The 22,010-nt window shown below is 35.0% G+C and carries 20 protein-coding genes and 1 other annotated feature; of the genes, 3 read left to right on the plus strand and 17 right to left on the minus strand.

Translation table 11 applies throughout. The annotated features are described in order from the left end of the window. Window positions 1-121: 121 nt before the first annotated feature. A complete protein-coding gene (locus HMPREF0873_RS02805; RefSeq protein ID WP_038125442.1) occupies window positions 122-493 on the minus strand; it encodes a hypothetical protein in 372 nt (123 codons plus the stop codon). A gap of 104 nt (window positions 494-597) precedes the next feature. Here HMPREF0873_RS02805 and HMPREF0873_RS02810 point away from each other — a divergent pair, with 104 nt between their 5' ends. Beyond that, a complete protein-coding gene (locus HMPREF0873_RS02810) occupies window positions 598-1,113 on the plus strand; it encodes a restriction endonuclease subunit S (RefSeq protein WP_255324367.1) in 516 nt (171 codons plus the stop codon). Window positions 1,114-1,136: 23 nt separating this feature from the next. Here the strand turns inward: HMPREF0873_RS02810 and HMPREF0873_RS02815 are convergent, their stop codons facing one another. From HMPREF0873_RS02815 to HMPREF0873_RS02840, 6 genes are all read right to left on the minus strand, one after another. Further along, the gene (locus HMPREF0873_RS02815; protein ID WP_008714200.1) at window positions 1,137-2,063 is read right to left on the minus strand and encodes a site-specific integrase; all 927 of its coding nucleotides are present in this window, start codon (window positions 2,061-2,063) and stop codon (window positions 1,137-1,139) included. Continuing rightward, window positions 2,057-2,509, minus strand: a complete 453-nt coding sequence (locus HMPREF0873_RS02820; RefSeq protein ID WP_008714202.1) for a hypothetical protein — start codon at window positions 2,507-2,509, stop codon at window positions 2,057-2,059. Before HMPREF0873_RS02820 ends, HMPREF0873_RS02815 begins: the two co-directional genes overlap by 7 nt. Before the next feature lie 221 nt (window positions 2,510-2,730). After that, entirely contained in the window at window positions 2,731-5,865 is a 3,135-nt protein-coding gene (locus HMPREF0873_RS02825) for a type I restriction endonuclease subunit R (RefSeq protein ID WP_008714204.1), read from the minus strand. A gap of 18 nt (window positions 5,866-5,883) precedes the next feature. Then, entirely contained in the window at window positions 5,884-7,122 is a 1,239-nt protein-coding gene (locus tag HMPREF0873_RS09995; RefSeq protein ID WP_008714206.1) for a restriction endonuclease subunit S, read from the minus strand. Next, window positions 7,112-8,707 carry a type I restriction-modification system subunit M gene (locus HMPREF0873_RS02835; RefSeq protein WP_008714208.1) on the minus strand — a complete coding sequence of 532 codons (1,596 nt, stop codon included), beginning with the start codon at window positions 8,705-8,707 and terminating at the stop codon, window positions 7,112-7,114. The genes HMPREF0873_RS09995 and HMPREF0873_RS02835 overlap by 11 nt, the downstream gene beginning before the upstream one ends. 182 nt (window positions 8,708-8,889) lie before the next feature. Next, window positions 8,890-10,107, minus strand: a complete 1,218-nt coding sequence (locus HMPREF0873_RS02840; protein WP_008714210.1) for a hypothetical protein — start codon at window positions 10,105-10,107, stop codon at window positions 8,890-8,892. 116 nt (window positions 10,108-10,223) lie between these two features. Between HMPREF0873_RS02840 and HMPREF0873_RS02845 the strand changes: the two genes are divergently transcribed. Continuing rightward, window positions 10,224-10,460, plus strand: a complete 237-nt coding sequence (locus HMPREF0873_RS02845) for a hypothetical protein (protein ID WP_038125447.1) — start codon at window positions 10,224-10,226, stop codon at window positions 10,458-10,460. 122 nt (window positions 10,461-10,582) lie between these two features. Here the strand turns inward: HMPREF0873_RS02845 and HMPREF0873_RS02850 are convergent, their stop codons facing one another. From HMPREF0873_RS02850 to infC, 5 genes are all read right to left on the minus strand, one after another. Continuing rightward, entirely contained in the window at window positions 10,583-11,224 is a 642-nt protein-coding gene (locus HMPREF0873_RS02850) for a PdaC/SigV domain-containing protein (RefSeq protein WP_038125449.1), read from the minus strand. Window positions 11,225-11,491: 267 nt separating this feature from the next. Beyond that, on the minus strand, window positions 11,492-12,046 hold the full coding sequence (locus HMPREF0873_RS02855) for a hypothetical protein (protein WP_008714212.1): 555 nt from the start codon (window positions 12,044-12,046) through the stop codon (window positions 11,492-11,494). A 141-nt stretch (window positions 12,047-12,187) separates the two neighbouring features. Beyond that, on the minus strand, window positions 12,188-12,538 hold the full coding sequence (gene rplT / locus HMPREF0873_RS02860; protein ID WP_005376311.1) for a 50S ribosomal protein L20: 351 nt from the start codon (window positions 12,536-12,538) through the stop codon (window positions 12,188-12,190). A 46-nt stretch (window positions 12,539-12,584) separates the two neighbouring features. Continuing rightward, complete coding sequence (gene rpmI, locus HMPREF0873_RS02865) at window positions 12,585-12,782, minus strand: 50S ribosomal protein L35 (RefSeq protein ID WP_008714218.1); 198 nt, start codon at window positions 12,780-12,782, stop codon at window positions 12,585-12,587. Window positions 12,783-12,800: 18 nt separating this feature from the next. Beyond that, window positions 12,801-13,319, minus strand: a complete 519-nt coding sequence (infC, locus tag HMPREF0873_RS02870; protein ID WP_008714220.1) for a translation initiation factor IF-3 — start codon at window positions 13,317-13,319, stop codon at window positions 12,801-12,803. A gap of 433 nt (window positions 13,320-13,752) precedes the next feature. On the opposite strand from infC, the gene HMPREF0873_RS02875 reads away from it, so the two are divergent. Next, the gene (locus HMPREF0873_RS02875; protein ID WP_008714222.1) at window positions 13,753-15,246 is read left to right on the plus strand and encodes a DASS family sodium-coupled anion symporter; all 1,494 of its coding nucleotides are present in this window, start codon (window positions 13,753-13,755) and stop codon (window positions 15,244-15,246) included. Between the two features lie 159 nt (window positions 15,247-15,405). On the opposite strand, the gene HMPREF0873_RS02880 is transcribed toward HMPREF0873_RS02875, so the two are convergent. The 5 genes from HMPREF0873_RS02880 to HMPREF0873_RS02900 all read right to left on the minus strand — a co-directional run bounded on the left by HMPREF0873_RS02880 (window position 15,406) and on the right by HMPREF0873_RS02900 (window position 22,008). After that, a complete protein-coding gene (locus HMPREF0873_RS02880; RefSeq protein ID WP_232191993.1) occupies window positions 15,406-15,963 on the minus strand; it encodes a MarR family winged helix-turn-helix transcriptional regulator in 558 nt (185 codons plus the stop codon). Between the two features lie 793 nt (window positions 15,964-16,756). Further along, the gene (locus HMPREF0873_RS02885) at window positions 16,757-17,962 is read right to left on the minus strand and encodes an MFS transporter (protein WP_156778333.1); all 1,206 of its coding nucleotides are present in this window, start codon (window positions 17,960-17,962) and stop codon (window positions 16,757-16,759) included. A gap of 158 nt (window positions 17,963-18,120) precedes the next feature. After that, entirely contained in the window at window positions 18,121-20,031 is a 1,911-nt protein-coding gene (thrS, locus tag HMPREF0873_RS02890; RefSeq protein ID WP_008714228.1) for a threonine--tRNA ligase, read from the minus strand. A gap of 141 nt (window positions 20,032-20,172) precedes the next feature. Continuing rightward, window positions 20,173-20,405: a binding site (T-box leader), on the minus strand. A 236-nt stretch (window positions 20,406-20,641) separates the two neighbouring features. Beyond that, entirely contained in the window at window positions 20,642-21,631 is a 990-nt protein-coding gene (locus tag HMPREF0873_RS02895) for a hypothetical protein (RefSeq protein ID WP_008714230.1), read from the minus strand. A gap of 101 nt (window positions 21,632-21,732) precedes the next feature. Beyond that, window positions 21,733-22,008, minus strand: coding sequence for a DUF4911 domain-containing protein (locus HMPREF0873_RS02900; RefSeq protein ID WP_008714232.1), 276 nt, complete (start codon window positions 22,006-22,008; stop codon window positions 21,733-21,735). Between the last annotated feature and the right edge of the window lie 2 nt (window positions 22,009-22,010).

Below are 22,010 nucleotides of genomic sequence, written 5' to 3' on the forward strand. Positions count from 1 at the left end.
GGTAGAAGAAAGAGATTTCATGAAAATCAAATAAAAACAGTTTAACCGTATAGTCAGACTGTTTCTTAAAGATATTACTCAAATAAGAACATCTTATGTTTCTCATTTATTTCATAGTAATTTAATAACTAGTTATAACATAAAATATCAAAAATCCACCAACAAGAAAAGCGATTCCACTAACAACAACAGTTATAATTGTAGTATTACGCCAGATAGTACCATTCTTAATCATTTTATCATTACCATTAGCTTCGTTATAATATGTTTGTGATATATAGGCAAATAACCAAGAAATAGTTGAAAAAAAGGCACCTATCGAAAAGAAAACTAATCCCCATGCAATTCCTCTAATCCAACGTTCAAATTCAGTTCCCAAAATATTTCCTAGAAAAGCTAAGATAGCTATACCAGCTGCACCATTTAATAAAAGTAGTGCCTTTAAGCCGCCACTAGCATATTCTTTAATTAAAGATAATCCAATTTCAGACAATTTCACCTCTAATTCACTTACCTTTAATCGAAACTCAGTTCCACTCATTTTTCATATTTTTCATAATTATAATTATCAAAATTCTGCATATTTATCTCCTTAAAATTACTTGGGAACAGCGTAAGTTAGGAGATATAGCTACATTCTCAAAAGGTAATGGCTATTCTAAATCAGATTTAGCACCGTCTGGAGATCCAATTATCCTATATGGTCGTCTTTATACAAATTATGAAACCACTATTAGGAATGTAGATACATTTGTTGAATTAAAAGATAAATCAGTTATTAGTCAAGGCGATGAAGTAATAGTTCCAGCATCAGGTGAAACTGTAGAAGATATTTCTCGTGCTTCAGTTGTTAAAGATCAAGGAGTTATTATTGGTGGTGATTTGAATGTAATTAAAGTAAATCATTTATTGGATCCAACATTTTTAGCTCTGACTATCTCAAATGGAGAACAACAAAAAGAGTTGAGTAAACGAGCTCAAGGAAAGTCAGTAGTTCATTTACATAATTCCGATTTACAAGAAGTTAATTTAACATTTCCTCTGCTTAATGAACAAAAAGAGATTTCGACTCTTTTTGAGAAGATGGATAGTATTATTACCCTTCATCAGTAAAAGCCATTTCTATATAATAATTCTCATGCTAATCCAGCCATAGACCGCATCACTAGATCAATATCTCTATTTTCCATTTCTTGAATAATATGGATATATGTTTTTTGTGTCGTCGTCATACTTGCATGCCCTAGTCTTCTTGCAACACTTGCAATCGATACCCCTGCGAAAAGTAACAACGAGGCATGAGTATGTCGTAAACCATGAATTGATATGACTGGTATTCCCAACTTTTTACAATACCGTTCTAATACACCATTTATTGTCGAATTGAATACACGACCTTTCACAAATATAGGCTTATCTTCAGGTAAGCCTTTAATTAGTTCTGAGAACTTTATGATTGTTTGCCAATCAAGCTGTATTTTTCTCACTGATGAGCGATTCTTCGTTGGCAGGAATCCACCATTTCCTTTATAATCCCACGTTTTATCCACAATCAATGATTGATGTGAAAAATCAAAATCCTTTGGCGTTAATGCTAAAGCTTCTGAAAATCGCATCCCAGTTTTTGCTATTATCAATATCAACCAATCCCAGTTAATCTCGGATGTCAACTTCAAGTTAACTAACAAGGTATGTAATTCAAACTGATTTAGATATTTGATTTTCTTTATTCTCGGTGACCGACCTTTTATAATAGCCTTCCGCGTCGGATCCCTATCAATAAATCCTTCATCTACTGCATCCAATATAGCTGCTTTAATTTGATGATGAAAGTCCATTGTTGTTTGTCGTTCATGAAACTCTGCATAATCATTTAATAATTGTTGATACGATATTCTGTTTAATTGTGAAAGCTTAAGTTCAGGAACTAATTTTTTTAACCATAATAGAGTTATCTCATATTTTCGCATTGTTACATTACGAATAGCCCCTTCTTTATAAATTCGTATCCACTTTTCGTAATAAATATAAAATAGTTCGGATTTTTCCTCTATTGTCAACATAATTCTACCCCACCATTTACGCTGTTCCCACATAGAAATGGCTCTTGCTGATGAAGGGTAATATTTTTACTCAATAGGCTTAATAGGGTTCCTATTTTCTTCTGTTCCTCAATATTAGGAACTAAAAGTTCCTTATTTAAGAAATGATTATGATCTAATTTATTTGATGAATTTCCTGATGATGTAATAGATTTTGCCAATATAGGAGCCATCACTCGTTCAAGTTGAATCGCATATTTCCAAAAATCTAAATCATATTCGGTAATAGGTCTATAAATGGGAAATAGCTCTGAAATGATACCAGTACCTATATCATTTAATACAAATCGACCAAATTTAAATTCATTATTTGGATGTCCCTCAAAAGCTATATCTCCTTTTTTCATCACATAGGTACGTGTATCTAAATTATTTGATTGTACTTTATCAGGATCCTGAAAATACATCTTTGCAACAGAAATCCATTTATCCCGCCCTAAAGTTCCATCATTACGTTCATTTACACGTTTATATAAATCCCCTAACTTACGCTGTTCCCAAGAAAATAAAAAGCCGTATTAAACACCATATAATGTCTAATACGACCAAATCTAAACGTTTCTGACCATATACGGACAAAACTTCGGATATTCTATTATTAACAAATATACTTTAGGATTTTATGTTGCTACTTCAATTCATCTCTTAACGGTATAACTTCATCAGACAAACATACTTCCCATGCTTCTATCATGTGTTGAGGGTATGAAAATGGATCAGAATCGGGGTGTTGTTGTACATATACAGGATAGTTAGCACTGCCTACTATTCTATTTTTATTGTATATATCTTCACCTAGTGTAGATTGATTTACAGAAACCATAAGTTCATCCTGATTAACACACCATGTTGATGCAAAGGATTCAACAATAGAGTCATAAGCTTTAGTAAAATATTCTCTTTTTATTTTCAATAGATTACTATCTTTATCTATCACCTGTGTATCAATATCATCAAGAATATGTTTATAAATAGTACGGACTGATTCACTCTTATTCAACTTTGTTAAAGCATCTTCAATTTTTGCACGAGTATCTTGACTGTTCGCCTCATATTCACTTAATAAAGCATCTATATAGCTTTTATCAACAGTATATGTCTGTACTGTACTAGAATCAAAGAAATCAATTAATTCAATACCAGGTTCATTCTTATCATCAGGTTTTAAGGATGCTTTTATCGTATTATATAAGCCAATATTGTCTTCTATAATTGCAATCTTTTTAGAAAAGGTACCATGTTTGTCATTATCAAGTTCTATGTTAAAGTCATCATATGAGGCAATAGCACGATAAGCTTTATTTAAATCCTGGAAGCACTTCACAAAGTTAATTCGATCTGAAACGGGAGCATATTCAGTAATAGGATTATTTGAATTTATAGCCTCTAATTTTACTAAAGCTGTATATGCAGCATTAAACTTCTTTTTAGATTCTTCATATGTTGGGTAGATCAAACTACTATTATTATTCGTTTGAGAATACAACCGAGTTGCTGCATATACATGTTCCTTCATCGTCGCAGGTTTTCTAAAGGTTGTAATCAAACCTTTATCTTTTCCTTTATATGTTCGATTAGTTCTAGAAAACGCTTGTATGAGTCCAGCATATTGTAAGTTCCGATCTACAAACAAGGTTTGACATCTAGGAGCATCAAATCCTGTTAATAATCGATCTACAACAATAACTAAATCTAAATGTTTACCAAATTCTTTAAACTCACCCTTTTTACGCGCTAGCCTATTGTTAATGTCACCATTATAACGATTAATACTTTCAATAGACCAAGAGGTCCCAAACATCTGATTATACTCATCAATAATCTCAGCCATTTCAGTTTCTTTTAATGCTGAATCCTTTGTATTTTCCTCTAAAGAGTATGTAATTGCCACACGTGGAAAATCTGGATCATTCATAACCGCACCCTGGCGCAAAGGATTATTGGGAAACTGTGTTTCTAACCAGTTCTTATGGGCTGTAAATTTCTTAATTGCCTTATAATAACGCTTCGCCATATCAATAGAACTAGTTGTCAAAATAGCAGACATTGTTGGCTTACCATCTTTGAATACAAATTTACTATATGCATTGTTAGGGCTTAAAATTTTGCGAATTACAGATTGAATATGGTCATCTGACTCATAATGTGTACTCTGTAAATATTGCTCTTTATCAATATCCTTCATAGATTCAATAGTGGACACTAGCTCCTCATCGGTATAATTGATATTTTTTTCTTCCGAACGCATTGCTCGGTACACTACATTCGCCAGTTCATCCTGATGTATAGTAGATTCATGTTCTACCTGAAATCCCAATACAGATCCATCTTCAAGCGCATTTTTTATAGTATATCGATGTAAAACTTCTCCATATTGATCATGTGTAGTGCGGGCATATTGACCATCAGAACTCTTTTTATTCTCCTCAAAAATAGGTGTACCTGTAAATCCAAACCATGTCGATTTTGGAAATACTTTTTTAATATCATCCATATTTTGAGCACTAATAGCTCTATGACATTCATCAACAATAAATACAATATGTTTTCCTCGAAGGTTAGCAAGTCTTCCTGGTTCTTTTTCTTGCAAGTATTCAACAGCCTTATTTAGTTTTTGGCGTGTAGTCACAATTACTACATTAGAACTTGAATCCTGTTTAAGAGCATTTGAAAGCTCCTTGGTATTCCCCGTACCGACTATAAGTGTATTTTTGTTAGTATTTACACCTGTTGAGTAAGCAGAGGCAAATTTAGTAAACTCTGATGTCGTTTGATTATCTAAATCTTTTCTATCTAACAGCATAATAGTTCTATCTATCCCACTCTTTTGGGCAAGTAGTTTTGTAGATACAAAACTAGTTATAGTCTTACCTGAACCAGTTGCATGCCAAATATAACCAGATTGATGTTTACTTGCAGCCTCAAAAATTGCTTCTATAGCATGAATTTGGTATGGGTGTAAGACCATTAATATCTTACTGCTTACTTCTTCACTAAGAATCATATATTCAGATACTAATTCATGAGCTCTTGGAATATTTAATACCTGCTTTGCAAACTCATTAATATTCTCAACCCTTGTATTATCTCGAGTTCGCCAACCAAACATAAATTTTTCTTGTAACTCACCTTTTGGAGCAGCAGCCATATATCGAGTCGTTTGTTCATTAGACATAACATATAGCTGTAGCGTTTGGAATATAGTATTTGAAAATGTCCCTTCATCAATATATTTTTCTATTTGATAATAGGCTTGCTTAACCCCATCCTTTGCTATGGCTGTTTTTAATTCTATTTGAATAATCGGCAGACCACCTATCAATAAAGTAATATCAAATCGACGACTTCGTTCTTCTAAGTTAGATTTATTTTTTGCAATTTGATGTACTATTTCATAAGAAGAAAAGCCACCATTTTTTTCAATACTAGAATAAATAATTAACTCTATACGCCCTAAACCATTATCTCTTTCCAGAACAACTGAACACTTTCCCTTTTCACCACGCAGCCATTTTGCGGCTTCAAAAGGCGTTTTAGTATTTGCCAATATTTCTGATCGAATTCGCTTAAACTCACTATCAGTTAACATATTATCATTAAGTTCACTTTTATTTCGAATCTCAATAATATTACGTAAATTGTTCCATAAATCTTCTTCTGTTTTTAAATCCGAACGAAAAGTCCATTGTCCATGTTGTGCACAAAGTAAATCAATTAGATTTTGTTCGAGCTGAGCTTCTTTTGTATTATTTAATTTCCCCATATAGTTATCCCTGTAATTCTATACAAACATTTTTTGAAGCAAGCCTTTTTTTACTTCTTGTAACCTTTCTAACTTACGCTGATGAAGGGTAATAGACTCATCTATTTGATTTATAAAATTGCTTATCTTATTTTGTTCTTCAAGTGATGGAATGGTAACATCCCACTTTTTTAACTCATCCATTGGAACCAGATTTGTCATGGCAGATCCAGGATTTGCTTGTGTCAGCTGTTTTTGCATCATATCTGACTGCATAAATTTGAGAAAGTATAGTGGATTAACAGAGTTCTTATCCACTTTAAATCTAATTAGCGCTTGATTAAAGACACCCTTCTTTATGCCATCTGGCACCATTGAGATTCTACCTATAGTACCTGCACCACTCATAATAAAATCGCCTGGTTGTATATTAAACCGAATTAACTCATTATATTTCTCTTTTGAAATAAAATAACGAGTTACATAATTATCATATATGGCATTTTGTTGTTCATATACTACATAGTCAGACTTCTTTACAAAAGAATCTTTTTTTAATGAACTACCAAATGGACCTCTTCTGATTCCATTTTGTGTATCTAATAAATCAAGAAACTTACGCTGTTCCCAAGCATCAGTAAATCCTTTAAATCTAACCCCTGGAATTTGACTTCCATTTCTTGGAAATAATTTTTGTAACAATGATTTTTTAGCTAAATTGAGCTTTTTAAGCTTACACTGATGAAGGGTAATAATATGATCAATGTTATTTAAAAAACTACTAATTATATTTTGCTCTTGAATACTTGGAACTAAAAGTTCATATTTTAACATATCGGAAACTTTTAATACTTTATTTCGACCCGCGCCACCTGGCGATGATAATTCTAGATGATGTTTAAGTCTTTTATCCATTAAAGTATGTTTAAAGAAGTCGATTACCAAATCACTATTAGGTTTGAACTGAGGGAATCTATGAGAAACTAGTTTATCTTGATCTTCATCATCTGTTACTGCGAGTGCACGTTCCCAAGCAAATGTAATATTTAGTATAAAGTTACCTGCTTTTACCCTATACATTTCTGTAGTTTCAAGCTCATGACCAGCATCTACATAAGTGTGAAATGTTCCTTTACAATGACTTCTTAATCCTAATCGCCAATATCCAGAGTCAGGTGTATTTACTTTGTCCTCATATTTTGTAAATAAAGACTCTAACTTACGCTGTTCCCAATCTTCAGTAAATCCCCTAAATCGTATTCTTGGTTTATTTGCCATAATTAAATACCTCAAGTACACCATTTAACCAATCTTTATCTTCATCAGTACAATCTAACTGAAGAAGCATATCATAAATCTCTTTTTCTAATTTTGCTTCTTCTTCCTTAATAGCTTTCATCTCTTTGCCAAGTACAACCATGTCAATAGGAGCTTCTTCTTCAAAGGTATCAACATAGCGTGGAATATTTAGGTTAAAATCATTTTCTTTAATTTCTTTAAATGGTGCTAAATAAGAGTACTTTTCAATACTTTCACGATTTTTATAAGTATCAACAATGCGTTTTATGTGCTCTGGTTCTAATTTATTCTGATTTTTGAATTTTGTGAAATTATTGCTTGCATCAATGAATAACACATCACGTCCTGGGCGATTCTTTTTAAGAATAATTACAGTAGTCGGTATAGATGTTCCAAAAAATAGATTTGCAGGCATCCCAATCACCGCATAAATACTTCCATCTTCTAATAATTTTTTTCGAATTATACCTTCTGCTGCCCCTCTAAACAAAACCCCATGTGGCAAAACAATTGCCATAGTACCAGATGTTTTTAAATGATAAAACCCATGTAAGAGAAAAGCAAAATCAGCTTTAGATTTAGGTGCTAACTTTCCATAACGGTTAAAACGTGCATCATCCATAAATGTAGGATCTGCAGACCACTTTGCAGAGTATGGAGGATTCATAACTACAGAATCAAACATATACGGCTCATCTGTCGGCCAGTCTTTATTTAGTGTATCCCCATTATGTAGACGTTGATCTTCAGCATTTACTTCATGAAGAATAAGATTCATACGTGCAAGATTATATGTAGTTACGTTAAGTTCTTGTCCATGGTATTGTACACGATCTGGATTATTTAAATACTTACGTACATTTAGCATCAATGAACCAGAACCCATTGTAGGGTCGTATACAGTAAACGATGGTGTATCCTCTTGTCCAATTGTTACAATTTGAGCCATCATATTAGATACTTGTTGGGGGGTGTAAAACTCACCTGCTTTTTTACCTGAGCCAGCAGCAAATTCACCAATCAGATATTCATATGCATCGCCAATCACATCACCATCATGACCTAACACATCAACTTCATCTAGTTTTTTAATAACTTCACTAATGGTAATATTTCGTTGATTCGCATCTACACCAAGTTGTTTTGAATCTAAATCAATATCATCAAATAGCCCCTCAAACTGTTTGTATGCCGTTTCCAATCGTACAAAAGCATTTCTCAAATGAACCAATTCAAAAGAGTTATCCTTAACAGAATTAGCAAGTTCACTAAAAAGATATTGCGGTTCTATATGATACCCTAACGTATCTGACATAGTCGCAATAAAAAACGCCTTGCTTTTATCATTTAAAATATAAGATTTATACAATTCTGTTTGCTTTGCTACTGTATCATATTCATCAAGGGATTTATAAGCTTTTACAACTGTAGACTCTAATAATTTATCAGATAAATATTTATAAAAGATTAGCCCTAAAAGATAATCTTTATATTGATCAGCACTCATTTTGCCACGCAAACTATCTGCAGCACTAAATAATTTTTGATTTAATTCCGCCCCCATAATATCTCCTGTATTTTCATAATTTATTCATAGTAATTATCTTAATTTTACTATAAAAAATACCACATATAAACACTTTACTATAGTAATAGTGAATACATGTGGTAAAACTTACATATATATTTTTATGAACTAAATTGGAAATCAAGTCAAGATTATATCATAGATTGACTATTTTCCCCTTATTTTACAGATGAGTTTTCATATATACCTTTAGGTATAGCTCCCATCCCAGCTTGGCTTTTAGCATATTTATCTTTGTCATTTGCATTGTCTACATATTGAACTATATCGCGTAAGTCTTTTGATGGTGTTTTATAATCTAAATCGGCCATTATAAAGTGAGTATATAAATATTTATCATCATATAGTGATTGAATGTACATTCTAGATTTAGATCGTTCTACTTCCATATAGATAGCAGGAGTGGCATCATTCCAAACCGTTGCGTATTGAATTGGCTTGAAATCAGAATATGGCTTATACATAATGAAGAATCGTATCAATTTATAATTAATTTGATGACGATTAGCCAACTCTTCCGGTTTTAATTCTCTCACCATGATACCTTCACGATATTTTTTACCATCATAGATATAAATTGAATCATTATCAGGGCCATGATACACTAAATCACTTGATTTTAAAGTTTGGAACGTGAATCCATTAATAGTTATTGGTTTTGTTTTTGAAAGTATTTGTTTTGCAGGCTCAATCGAAGGTAGTACATAATTAACTAATGGTGACATTAGCTCTTTATACACGTATTGCTGATCATGTGTCTTTAATAGCTCTAATTCCTTTTTCTTAATTAAATCATAACTAATATGATAAGACAGCGAAGGATCGGACTTTACGCCAAAGTTAATAGCCCCTTCTAAAGCTCCACTTTTAGTCTGCCCAATCTCCCATGTAGCATTTCTAACAGTAGGATACGAGAACGAATTTTCTTTAACTTGACTTTCACCACTCTTACGAATAGTATAATGTATATTGCCTTCAATTAAGCGGAAATTTCCTTTTTGAACCTCTGTAGTTAATGGGTCCCCTTTTATAGTTTTACCAAATTGACTACTCTCTGGTACAGTAAATTTAATATTTGCCCCATTATCCTTAAGAATAAAAACAGAAGAAGACTGTTTTGTAGAATGATACAATTCTTTTGTAAAGTATAGTAACTCATCTAGTGTCCATTTTTTAGAGCCATTATTGTTATATTCATCTCGTATCTGATTAGCTATAATATTTTCAGTCTTTTGGACTTCATTACCAGTCTTACGATAGTTCTGATAGGCATCTTTTGCTACTGTAGGATCTGCACCTGGTATATTAATATCAATCGCATGACTTCCCAACGTAACACAGCTTAAACATAGTGCAGCCATCAATACACGTTTCATAATAGACTCTCATCCTTTCACATAATGCCTCTCAAATAGTATATATGTATAGAATATCATATTTTATTTGACTCATAGTAGTATAATATAAATATATGAACAAGGAGGTAATTACTATGAAATTTACAAAACGTATACTCATCATGACTGCTTTAGCCGTAACCGCTGTTGTATCTACTGGATTTGCTTACGATTATGTATGCAATAACTCTCAGTACAATTGCAACACTAACACACAATACAACTCCGATAACAATACGAACAATACTAACTATGCACCAGGCACCAATAACAACCAAAATTATTGCGGTCCAAACTCTAATACTAGAGGATGCGGCGGATTTAGAAGATAATATGGTAAATACGATAAAGGCCTATAGTACTAAAAATGTACTATAGGCTTTTGTCGTATATTACAAGAATACTATTTAATTCATCAAAATACAGTTAGGATCAATATAGCAACATACTTTTATCAGGAGTTCATTCTGTTAAAGTATTCAATGGCTTTTGGTGTAAAACCAATATAGGTATTACCAGCTGCGTACGGTCCTAGTTCATATGGTTGGTAAACTAGATCAATGTTCCCCTTACCACGTAAGCAATAGTTATCGGTTACATATTTTACACTCCATCCACTTGGAATATAGCTCTTTATATGATTACCTGTATAATAACTTAATACATGGGATCGTAAACCGTTATCCAATTGTGCTGCATTCGCAATTTTTATATAGTTATATAATGGAATGCGTTGACCTGTTACTTTATTATATACAAGACCTCTTGTATTATACATACCATGAGCAGCTCCGGCGTAGTAATAATAGGTAGTTAGTAGGATTGAAACAACTTGACTATCCTCATAGGTAACCTTATAGTTTTGAGAAACTTGATAAATATGTTGGTTGTAATACATATCCTTTGCTTCGAGTACATAATTTGCAATATCTGTATTAATAACTCTTTGAGCATAAGCATGTTCTGTATAAACTAAAGGATACTTTAAATCTAAATTTACATCTGATTGACTGCCTGTAACAACAGTTGCATACGTTGGTACAGTTAACATAACACCTAACATAGAGGTCATACATAGCTTTTTAAAGATTCCCATAATAATGCCTCCTTTTACAAGCACCTTAAATAGGTTTATTACTATGTTAGTTCTACAAGCTATAATAAAACTCCTCTTTTATATTTTACTTTTTTGATAGTTTATTTCACTTTATAAAACAGCCAAAACGATTTAGTATTTTACACTAAAATATAAATGTAGCTATATCATACTTTCACCATACAAAAAGGGCCCTCCAAAGAGAGTCCTTAATCTGTATTATTATGCTATTAAGCGTTTTTAGCTACTTCCATAAACTCATTTATCTTATTTCTTATGAAGAGTCATATTTTCAAAAGCTGTACCATAAGCTTCTTTAAAGATATAATTACCTACAACATATTTAGGATCACGCAATGCTACATCAACGTATTGTTCTGGAATATTGCTAAAGTTACCCAAGGCTACACCTTCATAATTAAAATCTTCCACACTATTTATCGTTAATTTCATACCAGAGCTAGCTTGTTTAGCATATATGAGGAGTGAATAATCTTGTGCATACTGTGGAGTACGTAATACGCTGGCTACAGAATGGTTTATATCATAACGATAAGTAACTAAAACCTTGTGAATATATGAGTTAGTTCTACGACTATTATTATTTTCAACCTCATATACAACTGCCTGTGCTTTATAAATAAACTGGTTCTCTTCTATTCTTTTAATGGAACTCTTATCTACAAAATACGTAATAGCATTTTTTCCTGTAATAATAGGAACATTATTCTTATCATTTTTAATAGCTTCCATCGATATAGCTTGGATTTGTAATGGTATTACTATACATGCTAACAATAACATAGAAAATAACTTTTTCATTAATTTAAATCCTCTCTTTTAATATTATCACACACATTATATGTATAGGATATCATATTATAAAAGTATTGATAATCTATTACTTTCACCACATAAAAAAGGACCCTCCAAAGAGAGTCCTCAATGTATATTGTTATGTTATTAAGCGTTTTTAGCTACTTCAACAAGTTTAGCGAATGCTGCTGCATCGTTAACTGCAAGGTCAGCCAACATTTTACGGTTCACTTCAACGCCTGCTTTAGTCAAACCGGCGATGAAACGGCTGTAAGTTGTGCCGTTAATGCGAGCCGCTGCGTTGATACGAGCGATCCACAATTGACGGAATTCGCGTTTTTTCGCACGACGGTCACGACGAGCGTAGTACAACGCTTTCATTACTGTTTCGTTTGCTTTTTTGAACAAACGGGAACGTGTACCGCGGTAACCTTTCGCTAATTTTAAAATCTTCTTATGACGTGCATGAGCTGTAACGCCCTTTTTCACTCTTGCCATTGTATATTCCTCCTAAATTACGATATGATCGATTAACTGTTAACGATTAAGCGTATGGTAAACATTTAACTACGCGTTTGTGGTCAGCCTTTGCGACCAATGTAGCTTTGCGTAAATTGCGTTTACGAGCTGGAGATTTCTTTTCAAGAATGTGGCTTTTGAAAGCTTTTGCACGCTTGAATTCACCAGTACCTGTTACTGCGAAACGTTTAGCCGCTGCGCGACGAGTTTTAATCTTTGGCATAATAATCCTCCCAATACATTACTTACTTACTAAAATCATGGTCATGTTACGACCTTCTAACTTAGCTGCTTTTTCAATAGACGCCGTTTCTTTGAGTTCTTCAGCAAAACGTGTCAATACCGCCATGCCTAGTTCTGGATGTGAAAGTTCACGACCGCGGAACATGATGGTTACTTTTACTTTGTTACCTTCAGCCAAGAATTTGGATGCGTTTTTCATTTTTACGTAAAAGTCATGGTTTTCAATATGTGGACGTAATTTGACTTCTTTCAAAGTTACGATTTTTTGTTTCTTTTTCGCTTCTTTCTCGCGTTTTTGTTGTTCATAACGATATTTACCGTAGTTCATAATGCGAGCTACTGGTGGTTTAGCGTTAGGTGCAATTTCCACAAGATCAAGATGCTGTTCTTCAGCCAATGCCAAAGCCTCACGGCCAGACATAATACCGATTTGTTCGTTTTCAGGACCTACGACACGAAGTTCACGAGCACGAATTTCTTCATTAATGCGTGGTGTATCCTTGCTAATAGCGTTCACCTCCAAGAGAATAAAAAAAACGGACGGCAAACACCATCCGAATAGAATTCTCTATATTAACCTCATACTTCTTGGTATTAGGTGAGTGGCGGATGGCCTCTGCTTCATAAATTACTTAATTATAATAACAAATTAGATAGTGAAAGTCAACAACAATCTTAGGTTGCTCTCAGCAATTTATTATTACAACTCTTACAGTATAACAGAGATTATAAGTTCTGTATATAGGTATACTTACTGACACCTATCCCCCTTTATGTATACAATATTTCTATAATATAATTATTAATTCTATAGAAAAATACGATACAATAATATATATAACATATTCTACCTGACTAGGTATTATCTAACTGAGTATTATCTAACTGGGTATTGTCTAACTAGATATTATATAGTAATAGGTATTACACAAATTGAAAGGGGTTTTATTATGAGTGTAACAACTAGTTCGCCTCCTCAAAAGGCGCGTACAACAATTCAAAATATAGGTCTTATTCTTGCCTTTATTGTTCTCGGTGGCATTTTATTATTACCAACACCAGAAACATTATCTACAGGTGGTCATCGTATGATTGGTGTCCTCGCCTTTGCTATCATCTTATGGATGACATCGGCTGTATCCTATCCGGTAAGTGCGACCATGATTACGGCGCTCACAGCCTTGTTACTAGGTTTCTCTCCGAACCCAGAGGCGCCAGCGAAAGCTATGGGCACAGCTAATGCCTTAAAACTAATTATTTCAGGTTATTCTTCGCCAGCCATGATTCTCGTCGGTGCCGCTATGTTTATTTCCGTAGCCATGCGTAAAACGGGACTAGATCGTCGCATTGCCATGCTCGTATTATCTAGCGTAGGTACAAAGGTAAGCCGTATCTATTTAGGTGTTATTATTACAGGTCTTATTCTAGCCTTCTTTGTACCAAGTGCAACGGCTCGTATCGCTTGTCTTGCTCCAATTATTATCGGTATCGTTGAAAACTTAGGTATTGAACGTAAAAGCCGTGTAGCCGCGCTACTCATGGTAGGTGCCGTACAAGCAGATACGTTTTGGAATATTATGATTCAAACAGCAGCCGCTCAAAACCTCGTAGCTGTTGGGTTTATGCAAACACAGATGAACACATCGGTAAGTTGGATTGATTGGCTCACAGCAGCTGCACCGTTCTCCATAATTATGGCTATCATTACCTACTTTGTAACGCAAGCTTTTATTAAACCAGAGATTAAAGAGCTCGTTGGCGGTGATGTACAACTTGCTAAAATGCGTAAAGAAATCGGTCCCATGTCATTTGATGAAAAGAAACTATTATGTATCTCCATTGGTTTATTAGCATTGTGGGCAACAGGGGGTAAACTACACTCCATCGATACTACGACAACTACAATCATAGCAATTGCCTTATTCTTCTTCCCTAAAATTGGCATTATGGACTGGAAGTTTGCGCAGCCAAATATCGACTGGGGATCGATTGTTATGTTTGGAGCTGGTATAGGACTTGGTTCCGTATTACTTAAAACAAAAGCTGCTACTTGGCTCGCACAAGTATTCGTAAATGCTTTCTCCCTTGAAACGGCAAGCGTGTTCCTTTTAATTGCTATTATGGCCGCCTTCCTGATTTTAATCCATCTAGGATTTGCATCAGCTACAGCTCTATCGTCTGCCATGATTCCTATCGTAATATCCATCGTTATGGGACATTCCGCAGAAGGGCTTAATCCACTTGGCGTAACAATGCTCATGCAATATGCAATCTGCTTTGGTCTGGTATTGCCAGTAAACTCACCACAAGGCATGGTAGCGTACGGTACAGATACATTCGACGTAAAAACATTTATGACTACAGGCATTCCATTAACCATCATCGGCTATGTAATGATGCTCGTATTTGCACTTACATACTGGCACTGGATGGGAATTGCGTAAAATTAATTAACTATCAGAATCCTACAATTTCTTACTACTGGAAATTGTAGGATTCTTAATTTTAGCAGTTTAATTCTTATACTTATATATTAATATTTTAATACAATGCTTATTATCTAACCTCTTTAAACATTAAGCTACCATATTTAATCTGAACGATTAGTATATTTCTTCCTGACTGAAATGTCTAAGTACATATGATAAGTTTGATTTCATTTCTCCCTTTTTATTCATACACATAACAGAAAATGTATTTCCTAAAACTTTATCATGTATGACTTGTACCTCTTCAAATAAAATCTTACCTTCATAGGTCAAAGCTAAACATTTAGATCGTTTATCATTTGGGCAAACATCAGAATTAACTAAGCCTTTTTTCACTAGATTCTTTACGACTTCAAATAGATTACCATATGATATGCGTAATTCGTCTACAATAAAGCCTAATGTTGGATTGCAAGATGATACATAGACAAACTCCAAAACATTGTACTGCATGGGTGTTAAGCCAAACCGTTTTAGTACGGCTACCTCCCTATCATGAATTACCGTATATATACGCTCAAATAAAAACCATAACTGCTTATCCTCTGGTAAAAATACATCTCTAGGCACTCTTTTTGCCAACTTTAACCGTTTTCCGTATCGCACAGCCCGCTCTAATCGATTAAAACGTTCCTCACTCTCACTAACCTCACGCAAACGTAATCGCGCCACTTCGCTCACCCCTTCTCCATATATATACATACAAACAAAAATATTCTTATAAAAATAATTAGAGATGTAAATTGAGATATTCATATTCTTATAGATTCATATTCTAATAGATATAAATATAAACAGAGGCATAAACAGATATATAAGTAAGTATATAAGTAGAGATATTCTTATATATATTGCTATTTAAAAATTAGCGGTTAAACTTATTTACTATTTCTACCGACATAGCCTATTTTCCAGATACTACCAGTTAAAAATAAATATTTTTAACTGGTAGTATCTTTAAAAAGACATATATCATTCCTTAGTAAAATTAGTTTTAACTAATAGTTTCTCTAAAACAATAGCTTTCTTCCCTTAGCAAAATTAGTTTTAATTGGTAGTATTTCAAAAATGACATATATCTCCACTTGACGAAATTAGTTTTAACTGGTAGTACCTCTAAAAAGACATATATCATTCCTTGGTAAATTAGTTTTAACTGGTGGTATATTCAATAATTATATAAAAAGTAAATCTTGCGTTATACTTTACATCAAAAACTAAATATCCCAGAATATTATTCGACACTTTTTGTTAAATTCCTGCAAGTAACTTCATGATTTATAAAATAATAATTCCATGAATATAAAAAGCACCGTCTAAAGTGATATGTACCCCCTTTACGGGACAATCAGTAAAGGGGATACATATCAAAGACAGCGCTTAATTAATTATTAAAGCTTAATTCAATAGATATCTCTATTTTATTAAACTCATTTACCTATTCTATTTTATTAAGTTAATTTGCCTAGTCTAGTTCCTTACCTTTAAGTTCCGGAATCAAGAATACGGTTGCTAATATATCGATTACATAGATAATCGCCAAGAATGCAATTGCCACTTGGTACGAGTACATTGAGATAATCATACCTACTACCATTGGGCTAAAGCCACCTACGGCGCGACCGATGTTAAATAACACGTTTTGAGCCGTTGCGCGAGCACTTGTTGGATAGGCTTCTGCCATTAAGGCACCATACCCACCCATCATACCATTTACAGAGGCCCCTAGAATAGCGCCGGCAAATAGCATAGCGGTTGGATCAGATAGTTGAGAGTAAATCAAAATAGATGCTACAGCACATACTTGGAACAAGATAAATGTTGGTTTACGACCAATTTTATCAGCCAATCGTCCGAATAACCAAATGCCGACCATCATACCACATACAGTTACAGCAGTCCACAACCCCGATTTTGTAAGAGAAAATCCTAATTGCTTACTCAAGAAGTTAGGCAACCAAATCATAATACCGTAGTAACCAAAGTTTTGAACAGATGTTAAAATAGCAACACCTATAGAGGTCTTTGTAGTTCTTACATCTTTTACTAATAACTTGAATGAGTTCGTATGGGAGTGTTCTTTAATTTCTTTACTTTGAACAAAGATTTCTGGTTCATGTAATTTCGCACGGAAGAACCAGGCTACAAAGGCAGGAATAATACCAACCATGAACATACCACGCCAGCCAATATAAGGGAGTAATACGGGTGTTAACAGTGCTGCGGCCAATACGCCTAACTGCCAACCGATGGCAACATAGCTCGTCGCTTTTGCACGGTGTTGTGCAGGCCATGCTTCGGCTGCTAAGGCCATACCAATACCGAATTCACCGCCTAAGCCGATACCGGCAATTGTACGATATATGAGAAGATCCCAATAACCTTGTGCAAAAGCACATAGACCAGTGAATACAGCAAATAACACAATAGTCCATGTCAACACACGAACACGACCAAACTTATCTGACAAGGTACCAAAGATAAAACCACCAATAACAGCCCCTACCAAGGTCCACGTCACAAGGGAACCTGCTTGACCTGTGGTCAAACCTAAGTCCCCTGAAATTAAGGTCAGCATAAAGCCGAGAATCAAGAGATCAAAACCATCCATGGCATAGCCAATAGAGGAACCAATAACAGCTTTCCAGCCGTATGAATTTACTTCTTTCATAGTCATTTCCTTTCGCTACTCACAGGTAACAATTAAAGCGAATATAATACAAAATCCCCCTCTTATAATCTCATCACTATTAAATTATACAGACTAATTTAAATTGTGCAAGATGTGAGGGGGATTTATAACATTATAATTACTAGGATAGTAAATAATTAGTTGCGTTCTTTAATTTCAGTTTTAATAGAATTGAAGAATTCTTCGAATGGTACGGAACCCAATTCATCGCCACCGTGTTTACGAACGTTAACTGTGCCTTCTTCGACCTCTTTATCACCCACAACAAGCATGTATGGAACCTTTGCCATTTGTGCTTGGCGGATTTTATAACCGATTTTTTCGCTGCGATCGTCTACTTCCACGCGTACATAATCGCGATGCATTTGTTTTGCCAAGTCCTTAGCATATTCAACGTGTTTTTCAGAGATAGGCAAGATTTTAACTTGTACAGGAGCCATCCATGTTGGGAATGCACCTGCATAGTGTTCAGTTAAGATACCGATAAAACGTTCCATGGAGCCGAAGCATGCACGGTGAATCATAATAGGGCGATGTTTTTGACCATCTTCGCCAACATATTCAATTTGGAAACGTTCTGGCAAGTTCATATCCAATTGGATAGTACCACATTGCCATGTACGGCCCAAGGAGTCTTCAATATGGTAGTCAAGTTTAGGACCGTAGAATGCACCATCACCAGGGTTAATTACGTATGGAATGCCTTTTGCTTCGATAGCATTACGCAATGCTTCTGTCGCTGCTTCCCAAATCGCATCATCACCCATTGCATTGTCTGGTTTAGTGGATAATTCCACATGGTATTTCAAGCCAAATTGGCTATAAATGCGGTCGAATAATTCGATAACTTTCATCAACTCAGATTGCATTTGGGATGGCAACATAAATACGTGAGCATCGTCTTGTGTGAAAGCACGTACCCGGAACAAGCCGTGTAATGCACCAGATAATTCATGACGGTGAACTAGACCAAGTTCAGCGTAACGCAATGGGAAGTCACGGTAAGAATGCATTTCGTTTTGATAAACCAAGATACCGCCTGGGCAGTTCATAGGTTTAATTGCATATTCTTCTTCGTCGATAATTGTAGTGTACATATTTTCGCGGTAATGGAACCAGTGACCAGATGTTTCCCACAATTGTTTATTCAAGATGATTGGTGTACGAATTTCTTCGTATTCAAATTCATGGTGAACTTCGCGCCAGAAATTTTCTAATTCGTTGCGAAGAGCCATGCCTTTTGGCAAGAAAAATGGGAAACCAGGACCTTCTTCTTTGATAACAAACAAGCCAAGTTCTTTACCAAGCTTACGGTGATCCCGTTTAGCCGCTTCTTCAAGCATGTGAAGGTATGCATCCAGTTCTTCTTTTTTCTCGAATGCTGTACCGTAAATACGTTGTAACATTTTATTTTTTTCATCGCCACGCCAGTATGCACCTGCAATGCTTTGTAATTTGAAAGCTTTCACCTTACCAGTAGATGCCACGTGAGGTCCTGCACAAAGATCGATGAAATCGCCTTGTGAGTAGCAAGAGATTACAGCATCTTCAGGAAGATCTTGAATCAATTCTACCTTGTAATCTTCATTTTTAGCTTTAAAGAATTCGATAGCTTCTTGACGAGGCATAACGGATTTAGTAATCGGTAAATTTTCTTTTACAATACGGCTCATTTCCTTTTCGATTTTACCCAAATCTTCAGGAGTCAAAATATGTTCCATATCGATATCATAGTAGAAACCCTTATCGATAGCAGGACCGATTGCCAATTTAGCTTCAGGCCATAAACGTTTAACAGCTTGTGCCAAGATATGAGAAGCTGAGTGGCGCAAAGTATGTTTGCCCCCTTCATCTTCGAATGTTAAGAACGCAACTTCAGAACCATCTACAAGTTCTTCGCGAAGGTCTGTTAATTCGCCATTTACGTTTGCAGCTAGTACTTTTTTAGCCAAGCTGTTAGATAGTTGTTTTACTGCTTCCCCAAGAGTAGTGCCAGCAGCGTATTCCTTTGCACTACCATCAGGTAAAATGATTTTTACATCTGCCATTTTTCTTTCCTCCAATTTATAAACTAGGATAGCTTTGATTTTCTACTTTCACCAATATACCTACTTACCACACAATACATAAACATTGAGTAATTAGCTTGTAGAAATTGGGTAATAAAAAAAGACCTTCTATCCCTACAAACAAGGGACGAAGATCATTCGCGGTTCCACCCTAGTTAACTACCTATACCAATATATGTGTATAGTTAATTCACTTCATTAAGCCCGATAACGGTGGCGGCCGTACTTGCCTACTTAGGTTCGACAAATCAGTTTAAAGGGGGTAACTCTAATATATGTGTAAGGCATTTCCAGCATCTGCCTCTCTCTGGTACACAGGGATAAAAGAATCATGTCCTTTGCATCACTTTTACTAGATTATAGTATCATAGAGAGTTAAAAAATTCAATACAGTTTAACTGTAAATTTCTTGAAAACTATAAATTGTAATTTTTTAAATCCATAAATTGTAAATCTTCTCTTCATTTATATTGATACATTTATATTTTAAAGAAAACGGCCCGCGAATGATATGCTCCCCTTTACTAGACAACCAGTAAAGGCAGAACATATCAGAATCTCGAGCCATTTTATATGCATTATTTATAAATTAACGTTTGAAGTTTGTAGACAGCATAGCACCAATTACTTTTTCCAATTTGCTAGTAGAAAGGTCTGGACCTTTGTAGAGTGTTAAGAGCACGTCATTAGAGCTATCTTGTTTAGATACCATCATAACACCACTACCACGAGCACCGTTATCATCATAATCTTTCGCTACAATAACAAGGTTCAAATAATGGTCCTTCATGTATGTATACACCTTACTTGTACGCGCAGAGGAACCAATCATTTTTGCCATGTTCATACCACGGTTGAAAACGATAGTATTCGCATTATGTGAATTTGCCGCTAATTGTTGCTTCTCTTCCTCATTTAGAGGCATAAGGTTTACCATGAGGGAGTCCCCCATTTTGCCCCGGAACATGGCTGGCATCGTTTCACGTACATCATCAGGAATACCTGTGTCAGCAGACAATTTCAATTCCTTAGGCACGGTCATATATAAAACGCCCTTGCTATTGCGGCCCACCTCAGTAGTACTGAGGTCTACAGCGCTAAGCATAATGGAATCTTTAATGGTCGCCACTTGGTTAGCCAATGGTTTTTCAGGCACGCCACGGCTCGCCAATTGTACATCGCCAGATTTAGTTTTTTTCAATGTTTCCACATTCCAACTTGCGCCTTTTTTGTCTGCATCGCTAGCTTCTGTGAAAGCATTCGCCCCGTCTTTTGTGCCTACATATACATACGTTTGAGCTGGGATGATAGTATCTGGTGCGCCAGACTTATTGAAAGCCGCACCGTATACCACATTAGGAATCACAGTAGAGCCAATTTGTAAATTGTTGTTAGTTTGGCTTTCCACATCAAAATTGATATTCCCTGTGAAAGTCATATCAGGACCGTGGTTGATAACAACCACATCTCCTGCTTGAGGAATGATTACAGGACCAACAGGACCCGCCATAGCTACACCTGCCATCGATACTCCAAGGCAAGCTGTTAATAATGCGCGTTTCAAAATAGATTGTTTCATAGATATACTCTCATTTCTCTATAATTTGTATACATTTGATGTAATTGTAAATCTAGTATAGTCATAAAATTCCCTCATACGATTTACAATCAAAATTATACTTAAACTTCTATAGTGACATAGTCGGATAAGCTACTTAATACTTCAAGCGCCAAGGGCCTTGTAGATGGTGTGCAACGCAACATGCAGCGCCCACTCGCATCTACAGAGGTCATAACACCTAAATATTCATAGCCTTCAATGATGCGATTGATGAAATTCGTATGCTTAGGATCAATGTGAAAGTACACATACGCTTCTTCTCCAGAGGTTGCTAAATCGGGTACATCTGGAAATGCACCGATTGATTTACTCGGCTCTAAAGCTGCACCACTCATAA

It is taken from the genome of Veillonella sp. 3_1_44, from assembly GCF_000163715.1.
GTDB lineage: Bacteria > Bacillota > Negativicutes > Veillonellales > Veillonellaceae > Veillonella > Veillonella parvula_A.

Bases quoted from the DNA above. Each gene is read 5' to 3' on its own strand.
- HMPREF0873_RS02815 (WP_008714200.1), bottom strand. From the start codon at position 2,063: ATGTTGACAATAGAGGAAAAATCCGAACTATTTTATATTTATTACGAA.
- HMPREF0873_RS02820 (WP_008714202.1), bottom strand. From the start codon at position 2,509: ATGTATTTTCAGGATCCTGATAAAGTACAATCAAATAATTTAGATACA.
- HMPREF0873_RS02825 (WP_008714204.1), bottom strand. From the start codon at position 5,865: ATGGGGAAATTAAATAATACAAAAGAAGCTCAGCTCGAACAAAATCTA.
- HMPREF0873_RS09995 (WP_008714206.1), bottom strand. From the start codon at position 7,122: ATGGCAAATAAACCAAGAATACGATTTAGGGGATTTACTGAAGATTGG.
- HMPREF0873_RS02835 (WP_008714208.1), bottom strand. From the start codon at position 8,707: ATGGGGGCGGAATTAAATCAAAAATTATTTAGTGCTGCAGATAGTTTG.
- HMPREF0873_RS02840 (WP_008714210.1), bottom strand. From the start codon at position 10,107: ATGAAACGTGTATTGATGGCTGCACTATGTTTAAGCTGTGTTACGTTG.
- HMPREF0873_RS02845 (WP_038125447.1), top strand. From the start codon at position 10,224: ATGAAATTTACAAAACGTATACTCATCATGACTGCTTTAGCCGTAACC.
- HMPREF0873_RS02850 (WP_038125449.1), bottom strand. From the start codon at position 11,224: ATGGGAATCTTTAAAAAGCTATGTATGACCTCTATGTTAGGTGTTATG.
- HMPREF0873_RS02855 (WP_008714212.1), bottom strand. From the start codon at position 12,046: ATGAAAAAGTTATTTTCTATGTTATTGTTAGCATGTATAGTAATACCA.
- rplT (WP_005376311.1), bottom strand. From the start codon at position 12,538: ATGGCAAGAGTGAAAAAGGGCGTTACAGCTCATGCACGTCATAAGAAG.
- rpmI (WP_008714218.1), bottom strand. From the start codon at position 12,782: ATGCCAAAGATTAAAACTCGTCGCGCAGCGGCTAAACGTTTCGCAGTA.
- HMPREF0873_RS02875 (WP_008714222.1), top strand. From the start codon at position 13,753: ATGAGTGTAACAACTAGTTCGCCTCCTCAAAAGGCGCGTACAACAATT.
- HMPREF0873_RS02885 (WP_156778333.1), bottom strand. From the start codon at position 17,962: ATGAAAGAAGTAAATTCATACGGCTGGAAAGCTGTTATTGGTTCCTCT.
- thrS (WP_008714228.1), bottom strand. From the start codon at position 20,031: ATGGCAGATGTAAAAATCATTTTACCTGATGGTAGTGCAAAGGAATAC.
- HMPREF0873_RS02895 (WP_008714230.1), bottom strand. From the start codon at position 21,631: ATGAAACAATCTATTTTGAAACGCGCATTATTAACAGCTTGCCTTGGA.
- HMPREF0873_RS02900 (WP_008714232.1), bottom strand. From the start codon at position 22,008: ATGAGTGGTGCAGCTTTAGAGCCGAGTAAATCAATCGGTGCATTTCCA.